Raw genomic sequence first — 23,986 nt, forward strand, 5'->3', positions numbered from 1 at the left:
GAATTGCTTTGAGCAGGAGGACTTCCCATGGACGAGACCGACCACTGGCGCAACATGGCGAGCGCGCCGCGGGACGGCAGCCGCATCCTGGTGACGGTGCGCTCGTCCGAGCAGGGACCGGCCGAGGTCGACATGGCCTACTGGTCGCGCGCCGACCAGTTCGGCGAGGAAGGCTGGCGGGCTTCCGACTCCTCGCCCGGACGCGTGGTCGAATATGCCGAGCCGGAGCTGAGATGCTGGATGCCGCTGCCCACGGCAGGGCGCGGGTCGATGCCGAGCCCCTGGGAGGGCGAGGACGTGCCGCTGGTCGATGGGGAAGGGATTTAGCGGCACCTCTCTCCTTCTCCCCCTTGTGTGAGAAGGTGGAGCCTAATCCTCAGAACAAAAACGCCGCCGTGGCCGGGTCAGGCCCGGTTCGGCCGTCGGCGGAATCCATCCCTTGGATGGTCTCCATGTCGCCCGCGTCCAGCTCGAAATCGAAGACGTTGAAATTGCCGGCGATGCGGTCCTGGTGGACCGATTTCGGGATGACGACCAGCCCTTGCTGCAGGTGCCAGCGGATGATCACCTGGGCCACCGATTTGCCGTGCTTCTTGGCGATTGCCGCAAGCGTCGGGTCGGCGAGCAGACGGCCGCTGCCCAGTGGGCTCCAGCTTTCGATCTTGATGTCGTGCTTGGCATGAAACTCGCGTTTGTCGCGCTGCTGGAAATGCGGATGCAATTCGATCTGGTTGACGACGGGCGTCACGCCGGTCTCGCCGATGATGCGCTCCAGATGGTCCTGGTTGAAGTTCGACACGCCGACCGATTTGATGCGGCCGGCTTGCTTGAGCTCGACCAGCGTCTTCCAGGCCTCGACATATTTGTCCTGACTGGGCACCGGCCAGTGGATCAGGAACAGGTCGATCCGGTCAATGCCGAGCTTTTGCATCGTGTCATCGAAGGCGCGGAGCGCCGCATCGCGCTGATGGCCGCCGTTGCGAAGCTTGGACGTGATGAACAGCTCGCTTCTCGGCAAGCCGGCGGCGCGGATCGCCTCGCCGACACCTTCCTCGTTCCGGTAGCCCTCGGCGGTATCGATGAGGCGGTAGCCGGCCTCGATCCCCCAGCGCACGACCTTGGCGGTGATATCGGGATCGACCTGCCAGACGCCAAGCCCGATCTGGGGAATGGTGGCGCCGTCGTTGAGTTTGAGTTGTTCGGACATGGGGGATCCTTTTGGGAGGGAGGGGTGGTGCCGACTATGTAGGCCCTAGGTCTAGGATGACGAGTTGATATCTGGAAAAAACGGCTGAGCCAGCCATAAAGAGCGCGAAGGGCTCGCTCCTCCCTTCTCCCCTTGTTGTGGGAGAAGGTGGATCGGCGCGTAGCGCCGAGACGGATGAGGGGTGCTCCAGCGGAGTGAGATGCTGGTGTTTTCTGGAACACCCTCATCCGTCGCCTTCGGCAACACCTTCTCCCACAAGGGGGAGAAGGAGAGCCTTACCCTCTCGCCCCGAAGCGCAGCCCATCCATCAGCAACTTCACCAGCCTCCCCGAACGCTCGCGCCAATCGGGCGTGTTGGGAGCCGAATAGATTCCACCGAGCGCATGCATCACGTCGGAAGCGTCGACATCGGCGCGGATTTTTCCCGAAGCGGCGGCCGCCTCGACCAAGCTTCGCATAGCGCCCGAGACACGGCCGGAGGTGTCGGAGAACAGCGTCGAGTTGGTGGTAAGCAGGAGGCGCAGGCTGGTGGCGAGGCCGCGCTTGGTGGCGATGTAGTCGACGAAGCGCTGCATCCAGAACTCCAGCGCGACATCGGCTGGATGATCACGGGCGAGTTCGTCGGCCGCCTGGCAGAGCCCCTCCACCTCGCGGCGGTAGACCACCTCGACGAGGTGCTCACGCGTCGGGAAATGGCGGTAGAGCGTGCCGATGCCGACCCCTGCCCGCTTCGCGATCTCCTCCAGCGAGGCATCGACGCCGTCGGCCGCGAACGCCTGCGCCGCCATCTCGACGAGCTTGTCGCGGTTGCGCTGCGCGTCGGCGCGCAATGGCTTTTGCGCCGAGGCGTCGGGCTTCTCTTCGGCAGATGCTGGTGGCCGCTCGGACAGTTTTTTCTCCACTCTCGCAAATATGGGGCTTGAACCCATGCGGGTCAGCCCCCACGTAAATAAACGGAGGCGCCTCCGTTTTAGTGGAGTAGTCTTATCATATAATCAGGGGAAGCGGTATGTCACGTGTTGGTGAGAGCGTGATCTCCCCCCAAGTGGGGGAGATGGCCGGCAGGCCAGAGGGGGGCGCTGTCCCGCCAGCCTCTCGAGGCTTGGTAAGCGATTCCTCCGAAGACATTTCTCTCAAGAAAAGCAGACCGCCAACGCCGCGTTCCTTCGCGCCCCCCTCTGCCCTGCCGGGCATCTCCCCCACTTGGGGGGAGATTGGCAGCTCCTACGCCCTCGCCCTCCTTCGTGCCTCAGACCTTGCCCCTCTCCTCCCAAGCCCCATTTCCATCCGCCTAGCGTCCAGCAATCGGAGCCCGACGCCCCATGAATGATCAAGTCACCATCAGCCCCACCACCCTCTCCATAAACCTCACCATCAATGGCCGCGACCATGCGCTCGACATCGAGCCGCGCGTCACCCTGCTCGACGCGCTGCGCGAACGGCTCCACCTCACCGGTACCAAGAAGGGCTGCGACCAGGGCCAGTGCGGCGCCTGCACCGTTCATGTCGACGGCCAAAGGGTGCTGGCCTGCCTGACTTTAGCCGCGCAAGTCGAAGGCCGCTCGATCACCACCATCGAGGGGCTGGCCGACGAGGACGGCACGCTCAACGCCGTGCAGGCCGCCTTCCTCGAACAGGACGCCTTCCAGTGCGGCTATTGCACGCCGGGACAGATCATGTCGGCGGTGGCCTGCATCCGCGAGGGCCATGCCGGCTCCGACGAGGAAATCCGCGAATACATGGCCGGCAATCTTTGCCGCTGCGGCGCCTATCCGCACATCGTCGCCGCCGTCCGCCAGGCAGCCAAGGAGCTCCGCTCATGAAAGACTTTTCCTATCTCCGCGCCGACAGCGTCGAGGCCGCGCGCAACGCCGCCGCCCTTCCCGGCGCCATGCTGCTTGCCGGCGGCACGACGCTGGTCGACCTCGCCAAATGCGGCGTCGCCGAGCCCTCAACCGTCATCGACATCAGCCACATCGAGGGACTGAACGCCATCGATGTCAGCGCCGACCGCGCCGTCATCGGCGCGCTGGCCAGGATGAGCCATGTCGCCGACGATGCCGGGGTGAAGAGCTTGTTTCCGGCCGTGTCGGAGGCGCTTTGGCAGGCGGCCTCGGCGCAGCTTCGCAACATGGCGACCATCGGCGGCAACCTGATGCAGCGCACGCGCTGCCCCTATTTCCGCGATCCGCAAAACTTCCCGACCTGCAACAAGCGCGCGCCGGGCAGCGGCTGCTCGGCGATCGGCGGGGTGACGCGCGGCCATGCGGTGCTCGGCACCAGCGAGGCCTGCATCGCCACCTATCCGGGCGACCTCGCCATCGCGCTCGTCGCCTTCGACGCCGAGGTCGATCTCGGCGAGCGCAGGCTGAAGGTGGAAGACTTCTTCCTCGCCCCCGGCGCGACGGCCGAGCAGGAGCACGACATCCGCCCCGGCGAAGTCATCGTGGGAATAGAGATCCCCGGCTCGGCCGCAGCCAGACGCTCGACCTATCTGAAAATCCGCGACCGCCAGTCCTATGAATTCGCGGCGGCAAGCGCCGCGGTCGGGCTGGAGCTCGAAAGCGACGGCCGCGCCATCCGCGACATCCGCGTCGCGCTCGGCGGCGTCGCGACCAAACCGTGGCGCGCGCGCGCGGTCGAAGAGGCGTTGAAGGGCAAGACGCTCGACGAAGCGACCGTTCGCAAGGCGAGCGAGCTCGCCATGGAGGGCGCCGTCGACCATGGCGCCAACCACTACAAAATAGCGCTCGCGCCGCGCGTCATCGCGCGCGCCATCCTCGAATTGGGAGAGACGGCATGACCGTTCATGACATGAAACACGCGGCCTCGGACAGCGCACGCCTCGAAGCGGTCGGCGGACGCCTGTCGCGCGTCGACGGCCCGGCCAAGATCACGGGCGCCGCTCAATACGCCGTCGAGCAGCAGCTCGAAGGGCTGACGCATGCGGTGCTGGTCGGCGCAACGATCGCCGCCGGCAAGGTTACAGCCATCGACACCCGCGCCGCGGAGACCGCGCCGGGCGTGCTGGCGGTGCTGACGCCCGACACCATCATGCCGCTCAAGACCGCATCGGACTGGTTCGGCAACCGACCGTCCGATGGACCCTACTGCCCTTTAGCCCGAGAGGTCACCTTTTCCGGCCAGCATGTCGCGGCGGTCGTGGCCGAGACCTTCGAGCAGGCGGTGGCGGCGGCCGCACTCGTCAAGGTCTGGTATGACGAGATGCCGGCCATCGTCGACCTTAGCGACGGCAAGGCCGGCGACGGCATCCCGATCGACGCCATGACCAAGGAATGGGGCGACGCGCAGGCCGCCTTCGCCGAAGCGCCGGTGCGCATCTGCGCGGCCTACAACACGCAGCGCGAGTTCCAGGCGGCGATGGAGCCGCACGGGCTGATCGCGCGCTGGCAAGGCGACGAACTCACCATCTGGGAGCCGAGCCAGTGGCTCGACGGCATGGCGCGCACCTATGCCGAATGGTTCGGCGTGCCGTTCGAGAATGTGCGGCTGGTCTCGCCCTATATCGGTGGCGGCTTCGGCTCGAAGGCGCTGGCTCTGGCGCACAGCGCGGTGGCGGCGGCAGCGGCAAGAATGCTCGGCCGACCGGTGAAGCTGATGCTCAACCGCCCGCAGAACTTCACCTCCTATGGCGGCCGCGCCGCAACCCGCCAGACGGTGGCGATCGGCGCCGACGGCGAGGGCCGCATCCAGTCGATCGTGCATCGCGGCGTCAACGAGACTGCCGTCGACGGCATGTGGGTCGAGCCGCTCGGCTCCGTCACCTCGATCATGTACGCCACGCCCAATTTCTCCTCTAAGCAGAATGTGGTGCGGGTGAACACGGTGGTGCCGGGCGCCAAACGCGCGCCGGGCGAGAACCCCAGCGCCTTCGGCATCGAATGCGCCATCGACGAGCTCGCTTATGAGCTTGGGCTGGATCCGCTGGAGATCCGGCTTCGCAACTATGCCGAACAGGATCCGGAAGCGAAGAAGGCGTGGTCGACACGCCAGCTTCGCGAGGCGTTTGCAACAGGGGCGGACGCCTTCGGCTGGGCCAAGCGTTCGCGCGAGCCGCGCTCGATGCGCGACGGCCACCAGCTCATCGGCTGGGGCGTGGCGGCCGGCACCTATCCGGTGCGGCGCGCCTATGGCGAGGCGGTGGTGAGGCTCTCCGCAGACGGCTCGGCCGAGGTCGAAAGCTCCTCCATCGATATGGGCCAGGGCACCTACACGATCCTGGCGCAGACCGCCGCCGAGACGCTCGGCGTGCCGGTGGGGAAGGTGTCGGTGAAGCTCGGCGACTCGCGCCTTGCGCGGGCGGGCGTCACCGGCGGCTCGCGGCTTGCCGGCGTCATGACCGGCGCCGTCTACAAGGCGGCGGGCCAGGCGCTGGACGAGCTGATCGGGCTGGCGCTCTCCGATCCGCGCTCGCCCTTCCATGGGCTGCAGGCGAACACGCTTGTCGTGAACGACGGCCGTGTCGCCTCGCCGCGCGGCGACGGGCCGGAGCTGTCGATCGCCGAGCTGATGGGCATGCTCGGCCGCGAAAAGATCGAGGCCAGGGGCGACACCGTTCCGGCGAGCTTCACGCGGGAGCAGCGCTACAACAACTACACCACCATCGCCACGGCGCTGCCGCACACCGAAGGCGACTATTCGCGCCATTCCTGGTGCGCGCATTTCGTCGAGGTGCGCGTCGACGAGGATTTCGGCACTGTGCGCGTGTCGCGCGTGGTGTCGGCGCTGGATTCCGGCCGGCTCTACAACCCGAAGCTGGCGGAGAGCCAGTGGAAGGGCGGCATCATCATGGGCATCGGCCAGGCGCTCTTGGAAGAAGGCATCGTCGACCGCCGCCACGGCCGCATCGTCAACGGCAATTTCGCCGACTACATGCTGCCGACCAATGCCGACATTCCCGACATCCAGACCATCTCGGTCGGCATCCCCGACCCGCATTCCTCCGCCCTCGGCGGCAAGGGCGTGGGCGAACTGGCAATCGTCGGCATCGCGCCCGCGATTGCCAACGCGGTGTTCCACGCGACGGGGAAGCGGGTGCGGGATCTGCCGATAACGCTGGAGAAGTTGATTTAGGGGCGGCGTAGAAACTGCCGATCTCCTCCCTTGCGGGGGAGATCAATCGCTCGCTCGCTTTCGCCAATCTCTGTATGATTGCGCTATGCTGAGGGAAGCATCATGAAGAGCATAGCGGCAACCATCATCCTGGCGCTTGCAACCACCCTCCCCGCTCACGCCGCCTCCTGCGCCTGGTCCGCCAAGATGGAGGAGGACGAAGGCGGCAGCGTGATGACGGCTTCGGTCTGCGGCGGGCCGAAGGGCGATGCGCATCTGATGCTGACTTGCTTTGCCAAGCCAGTACTGAGCTATGATATCGGCGCCGCGGGCGGGCAACTCGAGCCCGGCATCAACGCCTCCTTCACCTTCAAGGCCGGCGGCAAGATCGTGACGCGGAAGCTCGACCTTGAAGCGATGTACAACTACTTCACGGCCGAGCTTTCCGGCCCCGCCGACCCGCTGCTCGCCCTGCTGCGGGGAAAAGGCGAGGCGACAGTCAGCGCTGCCAAATATGGCGAGGCGAGCTTTCCGCTGAAAGGCTCCGGCGCGGCGATCGGCAAGGTGCTGGCCGCTTGCGGCAAGGGCTCGGGCGACGAAGCGGATTGAGCCGCCGATCCCCTACGGTCGGTGCCTTCCCTACCACTCCAACCCGAACACCAATTTGCCGAAATGCAGCCCGCCGGCGGCCATGTGGGTGTAGGCCTCGGTCGCTTCGTTCTGTGAAAACACCTTGTCGACGACCGGCTCGATGCCGGCGGCGCCGATGGCGCGGGCGGCGTCGCGCAGGTCGGAGACCGATCCGGTGTTGTTGCCCACCACCTTCAGCGCCTTGATGATGATCGGCAGCAGGTTGACGGTCGCCTCGGCGCCGGTGACGAAGCCGATGGTGAACAGCGTGCCGCCCGGCGCAGTGGCGTTGACGGCACACGCGAAGGTGGCGGTGCCGCCTGTCTCGACGACGAGGTCGGCGCCGAGGCCGCCGGTCAGTTCCAGCACCTTGCCGTCCCAGTCCGGCGTCGCGCGGTAATTGATGAGGTGATCGGCGCCGAGCGCCTTGGCCCGCTCGAGCTTCTCGTCCGAAGACGAGGTGATGATGACGGTGGCCCCGGCGGCCTTGGCGAGCTGCAGCGTGAAGATCGAGACGCCGCCGGTGCCGAGCAGCACGACCACCGAGCCCGGCCCGACATCGGCGGCGCGGAGCGCGTTCCAGGCGGTGGTGCCGGCGATGGGCAGCGTCGAGGCCGCCTCGAAGGAAAGATGCGCCGGGACCGGCACGACCGAATTGGCCGGCAGCGCGACATATTCTGCGAGCGATCCGGGCAGCGAAATGCCGCGCATCTGCGTCATCTCGTAAGGACGGGGCCGGCCGCCTATCCAGCGCGGCTTGGCGTGGGCGACGACGCGGTCGCCGACAGCGAACCTTGTCACGCCCTCGCCGAGCGCGACGATCTCGCCGGCGCCGTCGGCAACCGGGATGAGCGGGAAGACCGGTCCGGGGTAGTTGCCGCTCGCCACCGCGACATCGACGAAATTCAGGCTCGCCGCGCGCTGGCGGATCAGCACCTCGCCGCGCTGCGGTTCGGGTGTGGCGACGCTGGCGGTGCGGAAAGCGTCCAGCCTGGGTTGGGTCAGTTCGATGGCTTTCATGGTTCACTCCGTGGGTGGCCGTTTGGTGGTTGAGTGAACCTAGCTGCTGCGCTATTTCTCGATAATCCTTGGTCTCTGCATTTGAGTATTGCAAATCATGCAGCAATCCCATGAACCGGCGGCCCTTGCGGAAATGGCGGCGTTCGCGGCTGTCGCCGAGGCGCGCTCCTTCACCAGGGCAGCGGCGCGGGTCGGGCGCGACGCGACCATCCTGTCGCGCCGCCTGCAATCGCTGGAAGAGCGGCTGGGGGTGCGGCTGCTGCACCGCACGACGCGCAGCGTGTCGCTGACCGAGGCGGGTGCGGAATTCCTGGTGCGCGTACGCGCCATCCTCGCCTCGGTCGACGAGGCGGAAGCCGCCGCCTCCGCGCATGCCGGCGGCGGGCCGCGCGGGCTGCTGAGGCTGGCGCTGCCCGGCACGTTCGGGCGCATGTGGGTAGCCCCGTTCCTGCCCCAGTTCCTCGCCGAGTTCCCGAATGTGCGCATCGAAGCCGAATTCTCCAACCGCTTCGCCGATCTCGTCGCCGAGAATTTCGACGTTGCCGTGCGGCTGGGCAGCCTGGAGGACTCGCGCCTGGTGGCGCGCAAGGTGGCGACGCGGCGCCGGCTGCTCTGCGCCTCCCCCTCCTACCTCGCCCGAAGGGGTCGGCCGGAGACGCCGCAGGCGCTGCTGGAACATTCCTGTCTCGGCTTCACCGGCTTCCAGACCTTTCCGGCCTGGGAGATGACCGACCGCGAAGGCCGGCGCGTGCGCGTCGAGGTTTCGGGGCCGCTGGTCAGCGACGACGCCGAGGTGCTGGTCGAGGCCGCCGTGCAGGGGGTCGGCCTGATGATGAGCACGGACTGGCTGGTCGGGCGCGAGCTCGCCGACGGCCGGCTGGTGCCGATCCTGGAAGACTGGACGCTGGCCGACGAGGGCGCGGTCTATGTCGTCATGCCCTCGGCCAAGGGCCAGGCCGCCAAGACCCGCGCCTTCGCCGACTGGATCGGCAAGCGATTTTCGCCGGAACCGCCCTGGCGGCGGTGAAGCTGCCAATCTCCCCCCTTGCGGGGGAGATGGCCGGCAGGCCAGAGGGGGTCGTCTCACATGGAGCTCCGGCGCCCTGTCGCAACGAAGAAGAAGTTGGCGCTCCACGCGCGGCGCCCCCCTCTGTCGCCTTCGGCGACATCTCCCCCTCAAGGGGGGAGATTACCCGCCCTTCCCCTGCCCCTTCAGGAACTGGCTGAGCAAATCCACCGGCAGCGGGAAGACAACCGTCGAGGAGCGCTCGCCGGCGATGTCGTGCAGGGCCTCGAAATAGCGCAGTTGCATGGCCTGCGGCTCGGCCGCCAGCATGCGGCCGGCCTCGACGAGCTTTGCCGCGGCCTGCTGCTCGCCGTCGGCGTTGATGACCTTGGCGCGCCGCAGCCGCTCCGCCTCGGCCTGCTTGGCGATGGCGCGGATCATGCTCTCGTTCAAGTCGACATGCTTGATCTCGACATTGGAGACCTTGATGCCCCAGGCGTCGGTGCGCTGGTCGAGGATCTCCTGGATGTCGCTGTTGAGCCTGTCGCGCTCGGCCAGCATCTCGTCGAGCTCGTGCTTGCCGAGCACCGAGCGCAGCGTGGTCTGCGCAAGCTGGTTGGTGGCGGTCATGAAATCCTCGACCTGGATGATGGCCCGCTCGGCGTCGACGATGCGGAAATAGAGCACGGCGTTGACCTTCACCGAAACGTTGTCGCGCGAGATGACGTCCTGCGGCGGCACATCCTGCACCACCACGCGCAGGTCCACCCGTACCATCTGCTGGATGAAGGGAACGAGCAGGATGAGCCCTGGCCCCTTGACCCCGGTGAAGCGGCCGAGCGTGAAGACCACGCCGCGCTGATATTCCCTCAGGATGCGGATGGCCGCCGACAGGAACATGATCACCAGCAGCGCAAGGACCAGATAGGCGACATAACCGACCGTCATTGTTTTGCTCCGTCGTTTCCTGCCCCGTCGTAACCTGCACCACGCCGCCGCACCGTCAGCACGAGGTCGCTGACGGCGGTCACCTCTGCGCGATCTCCCGGCGCGATCGGCCCATCGGCCTTCGCCCGCCAGCGTTCGCCGAGCGCCAGCACATGGCCCTCGCCGCCTTCCCAGTCGAGGATCTGCACCGGCAGGCCGCGCATGGCCTCGCCGCCGACGCGCGGCGGATTGCGCCGCGCCGCCCAGAGGTAGCTGCCGGCAAGCAGCGCGAGCCCCAGCGTCAGCGCCGTGGCCGGGCCGATGACCACCCACGATATGGCGAAGCCGGGCCCCTCGACCTTGAGCAGCATGGCCGCACCGAGCAGGAACGCGGCCGCGCCTCCGACCCCCAGCACCACCGTCGGATTGAAGGCCTCGACGATGAGGAAGGCGACGCCGAGCAGCATCAGGACGAGCCCGGTATAGTTGATCGGCAGCAGATCGAGGGCATAGAGGGCGAGCACGATGCAGATGGCGCCGATGACGCCGGGCGCCACCGCGCCGGGACTCGTGACCTCGAAGACGATGCCGTAGAAGCCGACCAGCATCAGGAGGACGGCGACATTCGGATCGGTGATGACGCCGAGAAGCCGGATGAACCAGCCGGGATCCAGCATCTCGACAGCCAAGCCCTTTGTCGCCAGCACTTCCTTCTTGCCGGCCACGTCGACGGTGCGGCCGTCGGCCAGTTGCAAAAGCTCGGTCGTGTCGCGGGCGACGAAGTCGATGACATGTTCCTGCAGCGCAGCACTTGCCGAAAGGCTCGCCGCCTCGCGCACGGCCTTCTCGCCCCAGTCGCCGTTTCGCCCGCGCAGCTCGGCGAGCGAGCGGATCAGCGCCACCGCGTCATTGGTCACCTTGGCCATCATCGCGTCGCCCGGCGGCCGCCCGCTGTCCTTGCCGTCCTTGTCAGGGACCCCGTCCTTGCCAGGGGCAATGTCCTTCTCGCCGCCGGGAAGCGAGGGCAGCCCGCCGAGTTCGACCGGCGTCGCCGCGCCCAGATTGGTGCCGGGCGCCATCGCCGCGACATGGGTGGCGTAGAGAATATAGGTTCCTGCACTCGCCGCATGGCCGCCGGCCGGCGCGACATAGCCGAGAACCGGAACCGGAGAGGCCAGGATGTCGGCGATCATCTCGCGCATCGAGGTGACCAGGCCGCCAGGCGTGTCGAGCTGAAGGATGAGGACCGCAGCGTTGCGCTCGGCCGCGGCCTTGAGCGCCTCCTTGAGCTGGCGTGAGCTCGCCGGGCCGATGGCGCCGTCGATCGCGATGCTGAGAGCGATCCTCTCCGCCGCCATTCCGGCCGAGGAGAAGGGGAAAAGAACCGCCGCGGCCACGAAGGCCGCTGCTACGAAGGCCACCCGCGCGAGTTTCACGCTCAAAGCTCCTTAGATTCAATATGGGGTTGTGCCGGGGCAAGTCCAATGAGCTGCTGATCTCCCCCCTTGAGGGGGAGATGTCGCCGAAGGCGACAGAGGGGGTCGCTGCGCATGGAACGCCAACCTCAATCTGCCGCAGCAGGCCGAGCCCAGTCGGACCGACCCCCTCTGGCCTGCCGGCCATCTCCCCCTCGAGGGGGGAGATTACGCGCTCGCCCGCTTTCGCCTACTCACGATTCCACGGCAATTTCGACGCGGGTTCCAACGCTGGCTCCCTCGCCCATCCTGCATTGTCCCCATCGACCGCGCGACCAAGCGCGCCCGCAACCAATGGAGACGACAATGACGACTTTGGATCGAACCACTCGCGAAACCGGCCGGGCTGGCCTTAGCCTGTCCGGCCTCGTCGGCCGCGCGCTCAGCCTGGCCTATCGCGCCATGAAGATGCGCAGCGAGCGCGCCGCGCTGCAGGCCATGCCGGACTTTGTGCTGAAGGACATCGGCATCAGCCGCTCGCAGATAGAGTACTCCGTGCGCTACAGACAATTCGACACGGATGAGTGACGGCCGCTTCGGCGGCCGGAACGGCTCGAAGGCCTGTCAAAAGCCCCGGCATTGCCGGGGTTTTCGCGTTTGGCCCCGCCCGCCGACCGGCTTCCCGGGCGTTGGATTCCGGTGGCGGACGCTCGTCTCAAATGGAATGTCCAACGCAATTTCCACGGTAGGCGTATCAAAAATTCCACGCTGGCACCCACTCTCGTTCAAACGCTCGACCGCCAAAGAAAAGCGTCACGGCAACCAAGCCGCAAACAACCCTGGGAGTAGAGAAATGCAACCCAACACCAAACCTGCACGCGTTCCACTCAACGGCGTCGACACGCCGAACCTGATTGCGACGATCAATTTCGTGGCCGGCCAGCCGGAGCTGGCGAAGTTCCAGTTCCGCGCCCATAACGAATGGATCGAAGGCACCCACAGCAAGAGCGTGATGCACGGCTTCTTCGGCGCCGGCCAGGAGCAGAAGCATGAAAAGCCCTACTACGCCGACAGCGACCATCCCGCCATTCTTTGCGGCGCCGACAATGCGCCGACCCCGGTGGAATGGCTGCTGCACGGGCTGGCGAGTTGCCTGATGGCGGGTCTTGCCAACATTGCCGCGGCGCGCGGCATCAAGCTCAGCCGGGTCAAATGCTCGGTCGACGGCGACATCGACCTGCGCGGTATCCTCGGCATCTCCGACGAGGTCCGCAACGGCTTCCAGAACATCCAGGTGTCGTTCGAGGTCGAAGGCGACGCGCCGGCCGAGAAGCTCAACCAGCTCGTCGAGCAGGCCCGCGCCCGCTCGGCCGTCTTCGACGTGCTGACCAAGGGCGTGCCGGTCACGGTCGGGATCAAGACCATCCAGTGACCCTTTGAAGGTCGTGGAGACGGTCCGGTCCGGACCGTTTCCCTCCTCTGCCAGCGGAACGGAACCATGAAACGGGCTGACGTCGTCATTGTCGGCGCGGGCCAGGCCGGCCTTGCGCTCAGCCATTGCCTCGGCCGGACCGGCGTCGAGCATGCCGTGCTGGAGCGCGGCCGCATCGGCGAACGCTGGCGCTCGCAGAGCTGGCGCTCTCTCAGGCTCCTGACGCCCAACTGGCTGAACGCGCTGCCGGGCTCGCCCTATCAAGGCGACGATCCGGACGGCTTCATGGACAAACACGCTTTCGTGGCGAGCCTGGAGGCCCATGCGGGGCGCTGGCAGGCGCCGGTCGAATGCGGCATCGAGGTTTTCTCCTCGAGACGGACCGGCGACGGCTTTGCGCTCGAAACCAGCGCCGGCGCCTGGTCGGCCAAGGCCGTTGTGGTGGCAACGGGCCATTGCGACCGGCCGTCGATCCCTTTTGCAACTGAGGGCGAGCCGCTCGGCATCCACGCTTCGCAATATCGTTCCCCCGGCGAACTGCCGCCCGGCGGGGTGCTGGTCGTCGGCGCGTCCTCCTCCGGCGTGCAGATCGCCGACGAGCTCGCCCGCGCGGGGCGGCGGGTGACGCTGTCCGTCGGCAAGCACACGCGCCTGCCGAGGCGCTGGCGCGGCAAGGATATCTTCTTCTGGCTCTGCCGGATGGGTTTCATGGCGCAACCGCTCGACGCGCTCGCCAACCCCGAGAGCGCCAGGCGCCAGCCTTCGCTGCAGCTCGCCGGGCGGCCGGACAAGACCGATGTCGACCTCGCCACGCTGCAAGCGCTTGGCGTCGAGCTGGCCGGACGCGTGCGCGGGATTGCCGATCGCGAGATCGTCTTCGCCGACGATCTCGCGACGCAGATCGCGGCGGCGGAAATGAAGCAAGCGCGCCTGCTCGCCGAGATCGACCGCTTCGCCGGCGACGCGCGACCAGGCCGGCGCGAGCCGGTAGCCGTGCCTTCGGCTTGGCCCCAGCGGCTTTCGCTGAGGGACGGCTCGATCCGCACCATCATCTGGGCGACCGGCTATGCGCGGTCGTTCGGCTGGCTGGAGCCGCTGGCGCTCGGCGCCGACGGCGAGCTCGCGCATCAGGGCGGCGTCACCAGCGTTCCCGGCCTCTACGCGCTCGGCTTCCGCTTCCTGCGCAAGCGCGATTCCAACTTCATCGGCGGCGTCGGCGCCGACGCGCAAGCGATCGCCGCCGAGATCTCCCGCTATCTCGACCGCAACGGCCGCCAAGCCGCCTGAAGGAGGCCGCCTGAGGACAATGACGATGCCGATGACCCCGATTTCCCTTCCGCCCGTGCCCAAACGCACCCGCTACGACGCCATCGTCGTCGGCGCGCGCTGCGCCGGCGCCTCGACGGCCCTGCTGCTGGCGCGTGCTGGCCTGAAAGTGCTGGCAATCGATCGCAGGCCCTATGGCTCCGACACGCTGTCGACGCATGCGCTGATGCGGCCCGCCGTGCTGCAGCTTTCGCGCTGGGGCCTGCTGGAGCCGCTGCTCAAGGCCGGCACGCCGCTGATCGAGGCAACGACGTTCCACTATGGCGACGAGGAGATCACCATCCCGCTCAATGCCGGGCCTGACCTTCCCGGCCTGATCGCGCCGCGGCGCACCGTGCTCGACCGCATGCTCGTCGACGCCGCGCGCAATGCCGGCGCCGAGTTCCTGCACGACATGGCGGTCGGCGACCTCTTTGCCGACACGCGCGGACGCGTGCGCGGCGTCGAGATCCGCGGCGCCGGCCGCGCCGCCTTGCGGGTGAGCGCCGACATCGTGGTCGGCGCCGACGGCATCGGTTCGCTGGTCGCGAAATGCTGCGACGCGCAGGTGCTGCGAAGCGGTACCGTTTCGGCCGCCCATGTCTTTGCCTACGCGCCTGTCGAACCAAGGGGCGGCTACCAATGGTATTTCCGCGACGGCATCGCCGGATCCCTGATCCCGACCAATGACGGGCTGGCCTGCATCGTCGCTTCGGTGCCGACGCGGCTGTTCGACCAGCGCTTCCGCCTCCGCCACGGCGGGGCTCGCATGGAGGTGCTGGAGGCGCTTTCGCCGGCGCTTGCCGAACAGGCGAGCCGGGCGCCGAAGGATGTCCGCCTGCAGGCGTTCCGTGGCGTGCCGGGTTACATCCGCCAGGCTTGCGGCCCCGGCTGGGCACTGGTCGGCGATGCCGGCTTCTTCCGCGACCCGCTCACCGCGCACGGCATCTCCGACGCGCTGCGCGATGCCGCGGGCCTGGCGCACGCGGTCCTCGACGGCTCGGCGGCGGCCTTCGCGGCCTGGCAGCAGGAGCGCGACCGGTTCGCCAACCAGATCCTCGACACCACGGACGCGGTAGCGGGTTTCGACTGGACGCTCGCCGACATCGGCGAGCGGCATCGCCGCTTCAGCGCCGTCATGAAAGCCGAGGTCCAGGCGCTGGCCGGACAGCCGATGCCGGTCCTCCGCGCCTCGTCCGCCAAGGGCCGGCCGTATCGGGCGCCGGCCAACCAGGACGAGCCGCAGGCTCCGGCCGGCGCCTCGAATCTGAGCACCTCGAACCTCTACCGCAATCGAACCGGAGCAAGACCATGACTGTGCATTTGACGAAGGACGGGTGGATCGGCGTCATCAAGGGGCGGCCGCGGGTGGGCGCCGTCGCCGAGCGTTCGCGGCGCACGCGACCGCAGGATATCGACGCGTTCGCGGAGATGACCGGCGACCGCAACCCGCTGCATTACGATAAGGCGCTGGCCGAGGCTTCGGTGTTCGGCAAGCTCATTGTGCAGGGCGGCGTCACCTCCGGCATGCTCAACGCGGTGGTAGCGGAGGACCTTCCCGGTCCCGGCTCGGTGTTCCTCGAAGTCTCATGGAAATTCGTCAAGGCGGTCGGCGTCGGCGAATTGATCACCGGCCGCGTCGAGGTCAAGGAGGTGCGCGCCGACAAGCCGATCACAAAGCTGGAGACATCGGTGCGCAACGAAGCCGGCGAGCTCTGCCTAACCGGCACCGCGACAGTGTTCACCGTGCCGCTGGCCAAGGGCTGAACAACTTAGATTGTCCGGAGAAGATTGAGGCCGGTGCCGCAGTGGGCGGGGGGCGTTGGGGTAGCTGAGGCACCGGCCGAAGGCGGAATGAACCGCCGCCACTCAAGATAGGTTTCGCGCGCGGCGGCGAAATTACGCGATCGCGGAAGGAACATGTCTAGGACCCCGCGGTCTCGGCGACGAAGGCGCGGACGTGGCCGACGAACTCATCGAAGGCGGGTTCGCCTTCGAGCAGGATGTGGTTGCGGCTCTCCAGCTCGAAGAAGCGCGCGCCGGGAATGCCCGCGGCCATGGTGCGACCGGATTCGACCGGGGCGACGTTGTCTTCGCGCGCGTGCAGCACCAGGGTCGGCACCCGCACCTTTTCCAAGAGGTCGCTGACATCGATCACGGAGAAGGCGTTCTGCAGGCGCCAGGCGTCGTCCGGCGATATGGTGCGCAGCATCAGATCGTCCATCCAGGCGAAATGCTCGTGCGTGGCGCCGGGGATGAACATGGAGCAGAAAACCTGGCGGAACATCGGGTTCGACTTGCCCCAGCCCTCGCGCATCAGCGTCGCGATCGCCTCGCGCGTCGCGATCTCGCCGGCGTCGCCGCGCGCCCGCCAGCCTTTGACGTAGCCGCCATAGAGGATCATGCCCGACACCTTCTCGGGATGGCGTATGGCGTAGGCGACCGATACCGCGCAGCTCTGCGAGAGGCCGAGAAGCGTGAAGCGGTCGAGCCCGGCCGCCTCGACCACGCATTCGAGGTCCGAGACCATGGTGTCGAACGAGACGTCGACGACGTGGCGCTGCGACAGGCCGTTGCAACGCTCGTCGTAGCGCACCAGTTGGTTCTCGCGCGACAGCGCCGACATCCAGTGCCGCCAGATCGGGCTGTCCCAGTCGAAGGTGAGATGCGACATCCAATGCGCGGCGCGCAGGATGGCCGGGCCGCTGCCGGTCTTGGCAAAAGCAAGCCTCGTGCCGTCGCGGGCCCGGCAGAAGTGGACGGCGCGGCCAGGGTCCTGCGCGGCCATCGGGCTCTTCGCCGGCGAAGGCGATTGCACCGGCGCCACGCCAGTCGCGGCCGGTTGCGGAGAGCGTGGTGCCGGCTGGGCGGCCATTGCCCTGACCTTCTCCTCCAGCGCCTCGATCTCTTCCGCCAGGCCGACATCCTCCGGCAGCAGCCGGCGCAGGCGCCGGGCAAGCGGCAGCGCCCGCCTCGGCTCGCCGGCAAGGCGCTCGACCAGCTCGCGCAATATGCCGAGCTCGACGATCTCGACCTCGCTGGCGACGCCCGCGCGCCAGGCCTCGTATTCGAAGCAGCGGTCGAGCGAGAGATCGGCGAGGAAATCGCCTCGGATCGAACCGGCAACGGCCTCGAGCTCTTCCGTCGACGCCAAGGAAAGATCGCCCTTCGCCAGCGGCAGCAGCCGGGCATAGTCCGTTGCGACCTTGAGGGAGACCGAGTTGCGGTCGGCGACCAGGGCGGATTCGTCGTCGCCGAGCACCTGGCGGATCTTGGACAGGCTCCAGCGTAAGGCGCCGCGCGGATCGTCGGGAATGTCCCAGAAGATCTCGCAAAGCCGCTCGCGCTGATGCGGCTTGCCGGTGACCGCGAGATAGGCGAGCAAGGCTCTCGTCTTGCGCGACGGCGGCAGGTCGAGCAGCGCGCCATCACGGGCCACCTGGAAATCGCCGAGCACGCAGATGTCCAGCGGCCCGATATACGGACCGTCGGTCATGCGACCAGGCACCCTTCGACTGCCATTTACCCCTTTGCTTCTCGCGGCGGGAGATGACCGCACGCAATATCAAAATCGGCCAATTTACGAAAGCCTCGTCGCCACCGGCTTGGGGCTGAGTTACGACAGGACTGGTGGCGGCGAATGTGTGATGGGTAACATTGGCGGCGGTGCGGCGCCGCGACGGGAGGGCCGAACCGAGGATTTCAGCCCGCGGGACTCACGGCGGCGCGGGAGACCGGCCTGATGTGAGCGAACATGCTGCGGGCGTTCCAGGTCGGGAAGGCTCTGGCGAGCGACAGGTCGCCGTCGAGTTGGATGCGGCCCTCGCGGGTGGCCTGGGCCCAAGTAAGCTGTCCGGCGTGCCATTTGACGAAGGCTTCGGCTTCCGCCGTGATGTAGAGGTCCTCGTCGAAGCCAGGGCACATCTTGCAGATCTCGGTGTCTCCAAGCTCGATGAGCAGCCAATAGCGCTCACGGCGCGGGCGGCCCGTGAAGTCGAAACGGATGACGACGCGTCGATCCGGGAGCCTGTCCCTGCGGAGCGCATTGCACATCGACCACAGAGCCACAAAGGGGTCGAGGTGCTGGGGAGCAATCTCGAGCCAATGTGCACCCCACTCGCCGAGCGACTGGCAGACCGTGAAGAGGTCGTGGCCCGCGGACGTGAGCTCATAGTGGCGCCCGCGCCCGTCGGGCTTGGGTGTCGACTCGACGACCCCGACCCATTCGAGCTGCCTGAGCCGCTCCGAGAGCAGCGTACGGGAGAGTCCGGGCGCGCCCTCCAGGATCTCGCTGAAGCTTCCGCAGCCAAGGTACAAATTGCGGATGATCAGCGGTGTCCAGCGCTCGGCGAAAATCTCGGCGCCGCGGGCGATGGGGCAGTACTGGCCGTACGTTCTCACGCCGCCAGTGTTCCACGCCCGCCGTCGGCTGTGAAGTCCAGATTCTTGACTATACGGCAGCGGTCCGCGGTGGTCCGATGTGGCCTTCCTTCGAGTGAGAGGACACGACAATGACAACTATGATCGTCGGCCACCGGAGCCAGCAGCCAAGCGTCGCGGAGATCAACGGATTCCAAGGCCGGCTGATCAGTGCCGACCACGCCGACTACGACATCGCCCGCGCAGTCTGGAACGGCGCCATCGACCGGCGCCCGCGCCTGATCGCCCGATGCATCGGGACCGCCGACGTGATCGCGGCCGTGCGCTTCGCCCGCGACAACGATATGGAGATCGCCATACGAGGCGGAGGCCACAACGTGGCGGGCACCGCCGTTTGCGACGACGGGATCGTCATCGACCTCTCGGCGATGCGGGGCGTGCGAGTCGATCCCGCCGACCGCAGCGCCTGGGTGCAGGGTGGCGCGCTCTGGGGCGACGTCGACCGCGAGACCCAGGCGCACGGTCTGGCCACCACCGGCGGAATCGTGAGCCACACCGGAGTCGCCGGGCTCACCCTCGGCGGTGGCGTCGGCTGGCTGATGCGCAAGCACGGCCTCACAGTCGACAACCTACTCGCCGCCGACGTCGTAACGGCCGACGGTGATCTGCTGCGGGCGTCCGAGGACGAGCACTCCGACCTGTTCTGGGCATTGCGAGGCGGTGGTGGCAACTTCGGCGTGGTCACCTCGTTCGAGTTCCGTCTCCACGCCGTCGGGCCTGCCGTACTGGCCGGGCCCATCCTATGGGACGCAAACGACGCCGGGGATGTCCTCCGCTTCTACCGCGACTTCGTCCGCGATGCTCCCGACGAGCTAGGCACGGTCGTGAGGTTCGGTACCGCCCCGCCGCTGCCCGTCATCCCTGAGGATCTGCACTGGCGCCCCGTGATGATCGTGGGTAGCTGCTACGCCGGGCCGATCGAGGACGGTGAGAAGACGCTCCGCCCGCTCCGCGCATTCGGGACTCCCCTCCTCGACCTGGTCGGGCCCACGCCGTACGTGGGATTCCAGAGCGCTCTCGACTCAACCGTCCCCCACGGCTGGAACTACTACTGGAAGTCCACCCACCTGCCCGAGCTCCACGACGAGCTTGTCGACGTGATCGCCGGGCACGCGTTCTCCTCCTCATCGCCGCGGTCCTACGTGGCGCTGTTCCAACTGAAGGGGGCGGTGAGCCGTGTGGCCGAGGGCGAGACGGCGTTTGGGAACCGCCAGGCGTCGCACGCGATCACCCTGGACGCGGCGTGGCGACCCGGCGAGGACTATGGCGACCAGGACACCGCCTGGACGAGGAGGTTCTTCGCCGCCCTCGGGCCGTTCCGCGAAGGCGTTTACATCAACTTCCTCGGCAACGACGAAGATCCGAACCGGGTCCGCGAGGCGTATGGCGAGCCTGTCTACGACCGGCTGGTGGACGTGAAGACCAAGTACGACCCCGATAACGTCTTCCACCACAACCAGAACATCCGCCCGATTTGAGTGACGTTCGGGGGCAGCATGGGGCCAAGGACGACAGGACGGGTTGCGGGAATGTGTGGTGGGTTACCCTGCGGTGGCGCTGAAACCGCCGATCTCCCCCCTTGTGGGGGAGATGTCGCCGAAGGCGACAGAGGGGGTCGCCGCGCGTGGGGCGCCGGCGTCGTCTCTCGTCGCGAAAGACGTTGGCGATCTAGGTGAGACGACCCCCTCTGGCCTGCCGGCCATCTCCCCCTCAAGGGGGGAGATTGAGCGCGTCAGCGCCTTCGCCAACCTGCCACCGCGATCGTCATCGCTATCACCACCAGCCCCGCCGCCACAGCGAACGTGAATCGCATTCCGTCCGCGACCGCTTCCGGCGCCGCGCCGGCGATGTCCCCCGCCCCCACCGCGAAGGCAAATACCGCCCCCATCGCCGCCGTGCCGGTGACGAGGCCGAGATTGCGCGAGAGGCTGAGCATGCCCGACACCACGCCGCGCTCGTTGCTGTCGACATCGGCCATGACGGCGGTGTTGTTGGCCGCCTGAAAGAGCTGGTAGCCGGGCGTCAGAAGCACGATCGCCGCCGCGTAGCCGGCGACGCCGAACAGCGCCGGCAACACCGAGAGCGCGACACAGCCAGCGGCCATCAGCGCCAGCCCGGCGACGACCATCGCCGACGCGCCGAGGCGATCGACGACGCGGCCAGCGACCACACCACACAGCGCCGACACGATCGGGCCGATGGAAAGGACGGCGCCGACCGGCGCCTCGCCGAGCCCCAGCGCGCGAGACAGGAAGAAGGGCCCGACCACCAGCGTCGCCATCATCACCGTCGAGACCAGCGCGTTCATGGCAAGGCTCGGCGCCAGCACCGGATCGCGGAACAGCGCGGGCTTGACCAAAGGCGAGGCCACCTTGCCCTCGACGTAGAGGAACAGCCCGGCGCCGAGAGCGGCGATGCCAAGCAGCGCGGCGTTCATGCCGCCGAAATGACCGCGCCCGATCGTCATCGTCAGCGCGTAGGCGGCGAGCGTCAGCGCCAGCAGGATCGTGCCCAGAATGTCGAAGCGTGGTTTGTCGCTCCTCGCCTCACGGACGAGTTTCGCCGCTGGGCGGAGAAGTTTCGCCGCTTGATCGGCAGGCAGGAAGCGGTGTGCGGCAACTACGGCCACAATACCGAGCACGGCATTGACGAGGAAGATCGCACGCCAGCCGAAAGAGGCGATCAGCACGCCGCCGAGCGTCGGTCCAAGGGCTGTGCCGATCGCCGACATGGTGCCGAGCAGACCCATGGCGCTGCCGATGCGCTCCCTCGGCACTGTCTCGCCGACGAAGGCAATGGTCAGTGCCATCATCACCGCAGCACCCAGGCCTTGCGCGGCTCGGGCGGCGACCAGCAGCGGCAGCGTCGGCGCGAGCGCCGCCGCCAACGACGCGGCGCTGAACAGGCCAAGGCCGGCGACCAGCAGCAAGCGGCGACCGACGAGATCGCCCAGCCGTCCGACGCTGACGATGAGCGCGGTGATGGCCAAGAGATAGGCGAGCACCACCCACTGCACCGCCGGGAAGGAGGCAGCGAAGACTATGCTCAGCGTCGGCAGCGCGACATTGGCGATGCTGGTGCTGAGCGAGGACAAGAGCATGGCCAGCGACAGGCTGGCCAGCGCGCCGGTCGTCGAGCGGCTTGCCGGTACGGCGGCTGTATCGGCGATGTCGGTCATGGTTCTTCTCCGGCTCAGGTGAAACTTGCCGGGAAGATAAGCGCGCGGCTGATATGGCGGAACACGCAGCATTTGCACTTGAACAGTGCATGAAACGCCATGTCATGGCGCTGCAAGCGTGCTAAGGTCGCGCCATGTCGCGACCCGATCTCAACCTGCTCGTCACGCTGGATGTGCTGCTTGCCGAAGGCAGCGTTGCCAAGGCGGCACGGCGGCTGAAGCTCAGCCCCTCGGCCATGAGCCGCGCCTTGGCAAGGCTGCGCGAGGCGACCGGCGATCCGCTTTTGGTGCGCGCCGGGCGCGGCCTGGTGCCGACGCCGCGCGCCATCGAGCTCGGCGCCGAGGTCGGCCGGCTGGTGAGGGACGCGGAGGCCGTACTGCGTCCGGCAGAACGGCTCGACCTCAAGCGGCTGGTCCGCAGCTTCACGCTGCGCAACAGCGACGGTTTCGTCGAGAATTTCGGCCCTGCCCTTTTAGCGCGCGTCGCGGAGGAAGCGCCGGGGGTGCAGCTCCGTTTCGTGCCGAAACCAGACAAGGACAGCGCGCCGATGCGCGAGGGCAGCGTCGACCTCGAAACCGGCGTGGTCGGCGGCTCGACCGGGCCGGAGGTGCGGGCGCAGGCGCTGTTCCGCGACCGCTTCGTCGGCGTCGTGCGGCCGGGTCATTCGTTGAGCGAAGGCGGGATCACCGCTGCCCGCTTCGCCGCCGGACGCCACATCCTGATCTCGCGCCGCGGCCTCGATCGCGGGCCGGTCGATGACGCGCTGGAACTCGCGGGGCTGGCGCGGACGATCACGACCGTGGTCGGCGGCTTTGCCGAAGCGCTGGCGCTCGCCCGCGGCTCCGACCTCATCGCCACGGTGCCCGAGCGCTACACCGGCAAGCTCCGCGAAGGCCTGTTCACCTTCGCGCTGCCGATGCGGCTCGCCGGGCTCACCATCTCGCTGCTATGGCACCCGCGCGTCGACGCCGACCCGGCGCATCGCTGGCTGCGGGGGATCGTGCGCGAAGTGTGCGGGGAACAGAAGCTGCCAATCTCCTCCATGGGATGAGATCAGCTATCGCGACCACTTTCGCAATCGCCATCAAGCCAGCCTGCGAACGCCGCCACACTTGCATTGCAGGTCGCATTCCGCCTCATTAGCTTAAGCTAAATAATGTTATCTATTTGCTTGCCGAACAAACGGGCGCATGCCTTGGAACCCGCGCACCGCCGTCGCGGCGTTACCAAGCCCGTTTGGACCGGCCGGAGGCCGTTTGAGCGATTTCAGAAAGTTCGCCTGCCCTCAATGCCAGGGGGCAGGCAAGGTGTTCCAATGCGACAAGTGGGTCGCCTCCAACGGCACCTGCTGCCCGGCAGCCGGCAGCCGCCGCGACAATTGCCCCGGCCAGAGGCTGACCTGCCAGAACTGCAACGGGACCGGCCTGCGCGGCTACAGCGTGCCAGTCAGTCAGGAATAGCCAAGCCTTTGACGATCGCCGAGGGCTGACGTCCCTCAGGCGCTGGCGCCGCCCATCAGCGCGGCGATCAGCGTTGCCAGGAAAATGAGCAACCCAAGCGCCATACGATCCAGCCACGTTTTGCGCCTGGCGAGAATCTCGAGCAACCGATCGGTCATCGCACCCTCCCGCTCGCATCGTATATCATACCACACCGGCGTCAGGGCACCATGAAGCTGTTCACAGAGGTGCCTGATCTCTCCTCTCCAGGCAACGGCTTCCGTCTGCCGTGCCGACCGCTCCCTCAACCCCTCGAGAGGGAGATTTGGCCGTTCAAAGAGCGATATCTGGCGCCAATGTTGCGTTGCGGAAATGCCCCCAAAAAAAGTCAGGTTGAGAACCGAGCCTCGAAAACAGGTCAGCCGGCGAAAAACGAACCTATTCAAGCGGATAGGCACACAAGCCGCAGCCGGCTCGCGGGATGGCCAAAAAGCCCGGAAATCCGCCATTTTCCGGGCCTGCGGCAACCGCATGGCGTGATCGCGGGGGACCAATTTCGGCCCTGCACAATGCGGAAAACGCCTCGCGCCGGGCTCCTCCCCCGGCGTTGACAGCAGGCCCGGCCAGTGGCACTCCGCAGTCACTGGTCACGCCATGACCGTTGCTGTTGGGGACGGACGGGGTTTCAGCAGCTTGGCGGCGGCGCCGGACGGGCGGGCACTATGCAGTGTACCGCCCGCTCCTGGCCGGAAGCGGCGCGAGGTTTCCGCGCGAGGGTCCGAAAACGTTCGTCAGATCGCTATGGACGCGCCGTTGGCGGCCGTGACGGCGGAGAGCTTTCCGCGCTTGTCAAGCGTCGGCTTGCTGTATGCTTTCTTCATCGAGATTCCCCCTGAACACGATCCGCGCAAAA

The 23,986-nt window shown here is 67.3% G+C and carries 24 protein-coding genes; 14 read left to right on the forward strand and 10 right to left on the reverse strand.

Going from position 1 to position 23,986, the window contains the following annotated elements:
* The first annotated feature begins 27 nt into the window (after window positions 1-27).
* Window positions 28-327 (forward strand): hypothetical protein, encoded by a 300-nt coding sequence (locus EJ070_RS29980; protein ID WP_126094593.1) that lies wholly within the window; start codon window positions 28-30, stop codon window positions 325-327.
* Between the two features lie 49 nt (window positions 328-376).
* On the opposite strand, the gene EJ070_RS29985 is transcribed toward EJ070_RS29980, so the two are convergent.
* Window positions 377-1,207, reverse strand: coding sequence for an aldo/keto reductase (locus EJ070_RS29985; protein ID WP_126094594.1), 831 nt, complete (start codon window positions 1,205-1,207; stop codon window positions 377-379).
* 275 nt (window positions 1,208-1,482) lie between these two features.
* Window positions 1,483-2,097: a TetR/AcrR family transcriptional regulator gene (locus EJ070_RS29990; protein ID WP_126095958.1), complete on the reverse strand. Its 615-nt coding sequence runs from the start codon at window positions 2,095-2,097 to the stop codon at window positions 1,483-1,485.
* A gap of 432 nt (window positions 2,098-2,529) precedes the next feature.
* Between EJ070_RS29990 and EJ070_RS30000 the strand changes: the two genes are divergently transcribed.
* The 4 genes from EJ070_RS30000 to EJ070_RS30015 all read left to right on the forward strand — a co-directional run bounded on the left by EJ070_RS30000 (window position 2,530) and on the right by EJ070_RS30015 (window position 6,889).
* Entirely contained in the window at window positions 2,530-3,030 is a 501-nt protein-coding gene (locus EJ070_RS30000; protein ID WP_189350128.1) for a (2Fe-2S)-binding protein, read from the forward strand.
* Window positions 3,027-4,010: a xanthine dehydrogenase family protein subunit M gene (locus EJ070_RS30005; protein ID WP_126094595.1), complete on the forward strand. Its 984-nt coding sequence runs from the start codon at window positions 3,027-3,029 to the stop codon at window positions 4,008-4,010. The genes EJ070_RS30000 and EJ070_RS30005 overlap by 4 nt, the downstream gene beginning before the upstream one ends.
* A complete protein-coding gene (locus tag EJ070_RS30010; RefSeq protein WP_126094596.1) occupies window positions 4,007-6,301 on the forward strand; it encodes a xanthine dehydrogenase family protein molybdopterin-binding subunit in 2,295 nt (764 codons plus the stop codon). The genes EJ070_RS30005 and EJ070_RS30010 overlap by 4 nt, the downstream gene beginning before the upstream one ends.
* 102 nt (window positions 6,302-6,403) lie before the next feature.
* Window positions 6,404-6,889, forward strand: coding sequence for a hypothetical protein (locus EJ070_RS30015; RefSeq protein WP_245464708.1), 486 nt, complete (start codon window positions 6,404-6,406; stop codon window positions 6,887-6,889).
* 30 nt (window positions 6,890-6,919) lie between these two features.
* On the opposite strand, the gene EJ070_RS30020 is transcribed toward EJ070_RS30015, so the two are convergent.
* The gene (locus tag EJ070_RS30020) at window positions 6,920-7,930 is read right to left on the reverse strand and encodes an NAD(P)-dependent alcohol dehydrogenase (protein ID WP_126094597.1); all 1,011 of its coding nucleotides are present in this window, start codon (window positions 7,928-7,930) and stop codon (window positions 6,920-6,922) included.
* 97 nt (window positions 7,931-8,027) lie between these two features.
* Between EJ070_RS30020 and EJ070_RS30025 the strand changes: the two genes are divergently transcribed.
* Window positions 8,028-8,957, forward strand: a complete 930-nt coding sequence (locus EJ070_RS30025; RefSeq protein WP_126094598.1) for a LysR family transcriptional regulator — start codon at window positions 8,028-8,030, stop codon at window positions 8,955-8,957.
* A gap of 162 nt (window positions 8,958-9,119) precedes the next feature.
* On the opposite strand, the gene EJ070_RS30030 is transcribed toward EJ070_RS30025, so the two are convergent.
* Window positions 9,120-9,884 (reverse strand): slipin family protein, encoded by a 765-nt coding sequence (locus EJ070_RS30030; RefSeq protein ID WP_126094599.1) that lies wholly within the window; start codon window positions 9,882-9,884, stop codon window positions 9,120-9,122.
* On the reverse strand, window positions 9,881-11,299 hold the full coding sequence (locus EJ070_RS30035; protein WP_126094600.1) for a nodulation protein NfeD: 1,419 nt from the start codon (window positions 11,297-11,299) through the stop codon (window positions 9,881-9,883). Before EJ070_RS30035 ends, EJ070_RS30030 begins: the two co-directional genes overlap by 4 nt.
* Window positions 11,300-11,644: 345 nt before the next feature.
* Between EJ070_RS30035 and EJ070_RS36470 the strand changes: the two genes are divergently transcribed.
* The 5 genes from EJ070_RS36470 to EJ070_RS30060 all read left to right on the forward strand — a co-directional run bounded on the left by EJ070_RS36470 (window position 11,645) and on the right by EJ070_RS30060 (window position 15,782).
* Entirely contained in the window at window positions 11,645-11,866 is a 222-nt protein-coding gene (locus EJ070_RS36470; RefSeq protein ID WP_189350130.1) for a DUF1127 domain-containing protein, read from the forward strand.
* A 265-nt stretch (window positions 11,867-12,131) separates the two neighbouring features.
* Window positions 12,132-12,710: an OsmC family protein gene (locus tag EJ070_RS30045; RefSeq protein ID WP_126094602.1), complete on the forward strand. Its 579-nt coding sequence runs from the start codon at window positions 12,132-12,134 to the stop codon at window positions 12,708-12,710.
* Between the two features lie 66 nt (window positions 12,711-12,776).
* Window positions 12,777-13,997: an NAD(P)/FAD-dependent oxidoreductase gene (locus tag EJ070_RS30050; RefSeq protein ID WP_126094603.1), complete on the forward strand. Its 1,221-nt coding sequence runs from the start codon at window positions 12,777-12,779 to the stop codon at window positions 13,995-13,997.
* A 25-nt stretch (window positions 13,998-14,022) separates the two neighbouring features.
* Window positions 14,023-15,330, forward strand: a complete 1,308-nt coding sequence (locus EJ070_RS30055; RefSeq protein ID WP_189350133.1) for an NAD(P)/FAD-dependent oxidoreductase — start codon at window positions 14,023-14,025, stop codon at window positions 15,328-15,330.
* A complete protein-coding gene (locus tag EJ070_RS30060; RefSeq protein ID WP_126094605.1) occupies window positions 15,327-15,782 on the forward strand; it encodes a MaoC family dehydratase in 456 nt (151 codons plus the stop codon). The genes EJ070_RS30055 and EJ070_RS30060 overlap by 4 nt, the downstream gene beginning before the upstream one ends.
* 157 nt (window positions 15,783-15,939) lie before the next feature.
* Here EJ070_RS30060 and EJ070_RS37270 read toward each other — a convergent pair whose 3' ends face one another.
* Window positions 15,940-17,511, reverse strand: coding sequence for an alpha/beta fold hydrolase (locus tag EJ070_RS37270; protein WP_245464709.1), 1,572 nt, complete (start codon window positions 17,509-17,511; stop codon window positions 15,940-15,942).
* Window positions 17,512-17,717: 206 nt separating this feature from the next.
* Window positions 17,718-18,416: a helix-turn-helix domain-containing protein gene (locus EJ070_RS30070; RefSeq protein WP_126094606.1), complete on the reverse strand. Its 699-nt coding sequence runs from the start codon at window positions 18,414-18,416 to the stop codon at window positions 17,718-17,720.
* Between the two features lie 110 nt (window positions 18,417-18,526).
* Here EJ070_RS30070 and EJ070_RS30075 point away from each other — a divergent pair, with 110 nt between their 5' ends.
* The gene (locus EJ070_RS30075; RefSeq protein WP_126094607.1) at window positions 18,527-19,933 is read left to right on the forward strand and encodes an FAD-binding oxidoreductase; all 1,407 of its coding nucleotides are present in this window, start codon (window positions 18,527-18,529) and stop codon (window positions 19,931-19,933) included.
* 254 nt (window positions 19,934-20,187) lie between these two features.
* Here EJ070_RS30075 and EJ070_RS30085 read toward each other — a convergent pair whose 3' ends face one another.
* A complete protein-coding gene (locus EJ070_RS30085) occupies window positions 20,188-21,633 on the reverse strand; it encodes an MFS transporter (protein WP_245464710.1) in 1,446 nt (481 codons plus the stop codon).
* A gap of 134 nt (window positions 21,634-21,767) precedes the next feature.
* Here EJ070_RS30085 and EJ070_RS30090 point away from each other — a divergent pair, with 134 nt between their 5' ends.
* A complete protein-coding gene (locus tag EJ070_RS30090; RefSeq protein ID WP_126094610.1) occupies window positions 21,768-22,685 on the forward strand; it encodes a LysR family transcriptional regulator in 918 nt (305 codons plus the stop codon).
* A gap of 205 nt (window positions 22,686-22,890) precedes the next feature.
* Window positions 22,891-23,094: a hypothetical protein gene (locus tag EJ070_RS30095; RefSeq protein WP_126094611.1), complete on the forward strand. Its 204-nt coding sequence runs from the start codon at window positions 22,891-22,893 to the stop codon at window positions 23,092-23,094.
* A 35-nt stretch (window positions 23,095-23,129) separates the two neighbouring features.
* Here EJ070_RS30095 and EJ070_RS37515 read toward each other — a convergent pair whose 3' ends face one another.
* Together EJ070_RS37515 and EJ070_RS30100 are read right to left on the reverse strand one after the other, a co-directional pair.
* Window positions 23,130-23,252, reverse strand: coding sequence for a hypothetical protein (locus tag EJ070_RS37515; protein WP_281059631.1), 123 nt, complete (start codon window positions 23,250-23,252; stop codon window positions 23,130-23,132).
* Between the two features lie 612 nt (window positions 23,253-23,864).
* Entirely contained in the window at window positions 23,865-23,954 is a 90-nt protein-coding gene (locus EJ070_RS30100; RefSeq protein WP_126094612.1) for a putative RiPP precursor, read from the reverse strand.
* Between the last annotated feature and the right edge of the window lie 32 nt (window positions 23,955-23,986).

The sequence above is a fragment of the Mesorhizobium sp. M1E.F.Ca.ET.045.02.1.1 genome (genome assembly GCF_003952485.1).
Classification (GTDB): domain Bacteria; phylum Pseudomonadota; class Alphaproteobacteria; order Rhizobiales; family Rhizobiaceae; genus Mesorhizobium.